The 5,638-nt window shown below is 52.7% G+C and carries 1 protein-coding gene; it reads right to left on the reverse strand.

Going from position 1 to position 5,638, the window contains the following annotated elements:
* The coding region (locus C5470_RS21135) for a non-ribosomal peptide synthetase (RefSeq protein ID WP_166291736.1) at positions 1 to 5,638 on the reverse strand (5,638 nt) is incomplete at both ends.

Genomic DNA, 5,638 nt, shown 5'->3' on the forward strand with positions numbered 1-5,638 from the left:
CGTTACGGCCGAGGTATTCGATATTGCCATCTGGCAGCCAGCGGCCAAGGTCGCCGGTTTTATACAGCCGGGCACCAGATACGGTTGAGAACGGGTCCGGAATAAAGCGTTCCGCGGTCAACTCTGGTCGGTTAAGGTAGCCGCGGGCCACACCGGTGCCGCCAATATAGATCTCACCGATAACGCCGAGAGGTACGGGTTCACCCTGTACATCCAGAATATAGATTTGGGTGTTGGCGATTGGCCGACCGATGCTAGGCTGCGACAGTGATAAATTAACCGGACAGATACTAGCATCTACCGTACATTCTGTTGGTCCATAGACGTTGATGAAGCGGGTGGTTTTTATATGTTGCAATTTTGACCACACTAAAGGAGGAATGCTATCACCACCGATCAATGCCAGCTTGGGTTGATAACCGGAGGTTGTTCCCAAACCTGCTTCTAGTAGCCATTGCAATTGGATCGGTGTGCAGTCAAACATATCCACAGCATGGCGTGCAAAATAGCGCCAAAGTGTCTGACCATCGGTACGAAGGGCTTCAGGGACGATGACCAATGTATGGCCTGAAAGCAACTGGAGCCAGCTTTTCACCGATGCGTCAAATACAATACTGGCATTCATTGCTATGCGGCACGGTTGCTTGAGGGCAAATGCTATATTTAATCCTGTGTAAAGATTGATAACATTCCTGTGTTCCACCATTACCCCTTTGGGCCGCCCTGTAGAACCGGAGGTATAAATCACATAGGCCAGATGGCGTGAAGTTAGCCCCAGCGTCTGAATATCAAGATTATTTTCCAGTTTCTCATCAAAGATAGATGGCAACTGGACATCAAGTAATATCCTGGGCAGATTGCTGTCCAGCATTTCAACCAGTGTGGATTGAGTGAGCAAGGCCACTGGTGCAGCATCTTCCAGCATATAAGCTAGCCGTTCAGCTGGATAAGCCGGGTCTAGTGGGACATAGGCGCCGCCAGCCTTGAGAATAGCCAGTAGCCCCACCATCATCTCCAGGCTGCGTTCAACACAGATAGCCACCCGATCGTCCGGGCATACACCTATGGCGAGCAGATGATGAGCCAGGCAATTGGCACGGCGATTCAGTTCCCTGTAACTGAGGGACTGTTCTTCAAACACCACGGCGATAGCGTCTGGGGTGCACACCACTTGTTGTTCAAACAGTTCATGGATCAGAGCTTCCCGAGGGAAGTCAGTCGCTGTGTCATTGAAATCCACCAGTAACTGCTTACGCTCAGTAGCAGGCAGGATTGATAGATTCAAAGCAAGCTGCTGGGGTTCATTCTTCAGGGCTTCAACCAAGCCACTGATGGCTGTGACCAGATAACCCGCTACCCGAACGGGATCGACTGCGGGGACAGTTTTGACTACCAGACTGAAATCTTCCCCAAAGTCATCGACCGAGAGGGTCAGCGGGTAGTTAGTGCGCTCTTCTGCCACCAACAGACGCATGCCGTCCCAAGTTGTATCGTCTGCGTCTGGCTGGCTATGGCGGTAATTGAGTAGAGCACTGAACAATGGCATCGGCGGCGTCACACTGCTGCAACGTTGGGCTAGTGCTAAAGGAGCCTGCTCATGTTCAAGCAGTGCCGTCAAATCATGGTGGGTGGCCTGCACCACTTCCAGCACACTGCGGCCAGCAAGGGACACTCGTACTGGCAGGGTATTGATAAACATTCCCATCACCCGATCGGCCCCGGCTGAGCCTTGCAGACGGCCAAGCAGCACAGTCCCGAAGACTACATCGTCACGGCCGCTGGTCTGCGCCAGCACCTGTGCCCAGGCAACATGGAACAACACACCCGGTGTGATACCCAGACGGCGGGACTGACTGCGGATTGCCTGTGCCAGTGCGTGATCTAGAGGAAGATGCGTTTCGGTTATGCCTTCACCATCGCCCTGTACGTTAAGTAGGCTGAATGGGGCTGTTGATGTGTCGATATCGGCCAGTCGGGCGCGGAAATATGCCTCATGTGCCGAAAGCGGCACGCTCAGAGTCTGGGCAATAAAGTTGCGGTAAGGTAACGGGGTTGGCAAGGTTTCTGCTTGTTCCTGCAACAATAAACGGACTTCGTCAGCGATAAGCTCCATCGTTATATGATCGCCGATCAAATGATGGAAATTTAGGGCCAATAGCCACTCATTGCTGACTGGATCGAGAGCAATATCAGCGGTGAACAGAGGTGCCTGACTCAAGTTAAGCCGACGTAGGTTGGTGTGCGCCTGTAACTGAGCCAACACATTATCTGAGGAGGTCGGGACAAAAGTGGTGACCGACAACGGAGCCTGACGCCAGACCACCTGCACAGGTTGCGTCAGTCCTTGCCAACAGACGGCAGTGCGCAAGATATCGTGGCGGTTAATCACTTGTTGCAGGGCATCAAGGAAAGCGTCGAGACGCGCACGGCTATCAAAGGCAATCAGGCTAGTTAACAAGTAGACATCACCTTGTTCCTGTAGCTGATGATGGAACAGAATACCTTCCTGTAACGGAGCAAGAGGATAGATATCCTGCACATTGGCAACGCCGCCAACCACAGTCTTGACAACCGTGTCGATTTCCGCCTGAGATAATGCTATCAGTGGCAGCATGTCTGGCGTAATGGTGTCACAATCAGTACTAATGAGGTTGGGTGGTACATTCAGTGCAGTATTTCCAGCTGCTTCTGTTGTCAAGCGAGCAGCCATCGCCGTCAGGGTCGGTGATGCAAAAACAGCGCTAACATCAAGGGTCAGATCACGTTGGCGTAGTTGTTCAATCAGGCTGACGACCAGCAGTGAATGTCCCCCCAGCTCAAAGAAATTGTCGTGACGTCCAACCTGCTCCAGCCCCAGCAAAGTTTGCCAGATAGCTGCCAGTTGCTGTTCCATTTCACTCTGAGGTGTCTGATATTCGCGGCTGGCAATGGCGGTCTGATCAGGAGCCGGTAGTGCCTTGCGATCCAGTTTTCCGTTCGGAGTCAGCGGGAAGGTCTCCAGCATCACAAAGGCGCTGGGGAGCATATAATCCGCCAGGCGGGTACTCAGCTGTTCGCGCAGGTTGATGGCATCCAGCATGATGTCAGGCTGTGGCACGATATACGCGATCAAATGTTTTTCGCCATTATCTTCTTCACGAGCGATAACTACAGCATCCTTAACACCCGCGCAACCGGCCAATTGTGTCTCTATTTCCCCCAGTTCAATGCGGAATCCACGGATCTTGACTTGGAAGTCATTGCGACCGAGATAGACGATCGTACCATTTGGCTGCCAGCACCCCAGATCGCCGGTCTTATACATTCTGGCATTCGGTTGAGAACTGAATGGGTCGGAGACAAAACGTTCGGCGGTAAGCTCAGGGCGATTCAGATAGCCACGGGCAACTCCCGCACCGGCAATATAGATTTCTCCAGTGACACCGAATGGCACAGGTTGTCCTTGTGTATCGAGAATATAAATGCGGGTATTAGGAATCGGGCGACCAATTGACAGCGTTTCTGTTGCGTCCAGTACCTCGCCGCCGCCCTCCAAGGCCAACGAAGTGGTGATAACGGTGGTTTCGGTTGGCCCGTAAGTATCGATCCAGCGGCAGTGCTGAGTTTCAGGCATGGATTGCCAGTCGATAAGATGACGGTATTCGGCTTTCTCACCACCAACCGTGATTGAGCGCAGAGAATGACTGATATCACAGCGGCCAGCTTTCATCTCTTGTACCCACTGGTGCCAAAAGGCAGTCGGTAGATCTACCACGCTGATGGCCTGTTCTTGCAGGAAATGGCTAAAGGCGGTGTCTGGTATCCGAATATGCGCTGGGCGCAGAATTAAGGTGGCACCGACAGCCAGTGTTGGGAAAATTTCAGACACAGCCGTATCAAAGGCAATCGTGGCAAATTGCAGGATACGATCAGTGGATTTGAGTTCACTGATCTGGCATTGGGCATGAGTAAAGTTCACCACGTTACGGTGCTCGATCATCACGCCTTTAGGCAGCCCAGTGGAGCCGGAAGTATAGATAACATAAGCCAAATGGTGCGTTTGTAATCCCAGTTGTGCCGGATCAGGATTGGCAACAGATTGTTGAGCAACCGTGTTCAAGTGTTTGACATTGTCCAGTAACCAGACAGGGATATCAGCTATCGGTAAATGCGTCCGTAAATGCTGCTGGGTGAGTAGTAATTTTGGTGCACTGTCAGATAAGACATGCGTCAGCCGTTCGCTAGGGTATGCGGGATCGAGCGGAACATAACCCGCCCCGGCTTTTAATATGCCTAGTATGCCAATCACCATATCCAGACTGCGTTCGACACACATTGCAACGCGATCATCGGAACGCACACCAAACTCAATCAGGGCGTGTGCCAGTTGGTTAGCGCGCTGGTTCAGTTCGGCATAACTCAATGATAAACCTTCAAACACCACGGCGATGGCGTCAGGGGTACGCTTAGCCTGTTGTTCGAACAGTTCATGGAACAGGGCTGCCTGCGGGAAGTCCGCTTGTGTGTCATTAAAATCGACCAAAAGCTGCTGACGCTCAGCGGCAGGCAGGATCGGTAGGCTCAGAATAGGCTGCTGCGGCTCGGTTTTCAGCGCTTCAATCAGGCGGCTGATGGTTGTAGCCAAATAATCCACCACTCGGACGGGATCAACGCCTGCAACACTCTGGGTTATCAAATTGAAATCCTCCCCCAGATCATCCACTGAGAGGGTCAACGGATAGTTAGTGCGTTCTTTTGTGGTCAATATACGCATACCGTCCCAGACCTTATTGTCCGTACCTGGCTGGCTATGGCGGTAGTTAAGCAAGGCACTGAAGAGCGGTAGCAGTGGGTTCACACCGCTACAGCCCTGTGCCAGCGTCAGGGGGGCTTGTTCATGCTCCAATAGCGCGGTCAGATCGCGATAGGTGGCACGCACAACTTCCAGTACACTGCGATTAGCAAGGGATATCCGCATCGGCAGGGTATTGATAAACATCCCCATCACTTGATCAGCGCCAGCTGAGCCTTGCAGACGGCCAAGCAGCACCGTCCCGAAAACTACGTCGTCACGGCCGCTGGTTTGTGCCAGCACCTGAGCCCAGGCGACATGGAATAAAACACTCGGGCTGATACCCAGACGGCAAGCCTGCATACGTATTGCTTGCGCTAGTGTGGTATCCAATAGCAAATGGGCTTCAGTCATATCCTCGCCGTTACCCTGTACATTAAGCAAGCCAAAGGGGGCGGTTGGGGCATCGACATCAGCGAGTCGGGCGCGGAAATATTTCTCATGCACGGAGGCTGGAACGCTCAGAATTTGAGCAATAAAGTCGCGGTAAGGTAGTGCAGCAGGTAGGGCTTCTATCTGCCCCTGCAACAGCAAACGAACCTCGGCGACGATAAGCTCCAGCGTCATATGATCGCCAATCAGATGATGGAAGTTCAGGGCCAACAGCCATTCACTGCTGGCGGGCTGTTGAACAATATTGGTGGTAATTAATGGAGCTTGACTCAAATCAAGATGGCACCGACGCGGATCGGTGTGCGCCTGCAATTGGGCCAGCACATTTTCTGTGGAAGCGGGCACAAAAGTGGTCACTGACAGTGGCGCCTGACGCCAGACCACCTGCACAGGCTGTGTCAATCCCTGCCAGCA

The organism is Photorhabdus stackebrandtii (assembly GCF_011189495.1).
Taxonomy (GTDB): domain Bacteria; phylum Pseudomonadota; class Gammaproteobacteria; order Enterobacterales; family Enterobacteriaceae; genus Photorhabdus; species Photorhabdus khanii.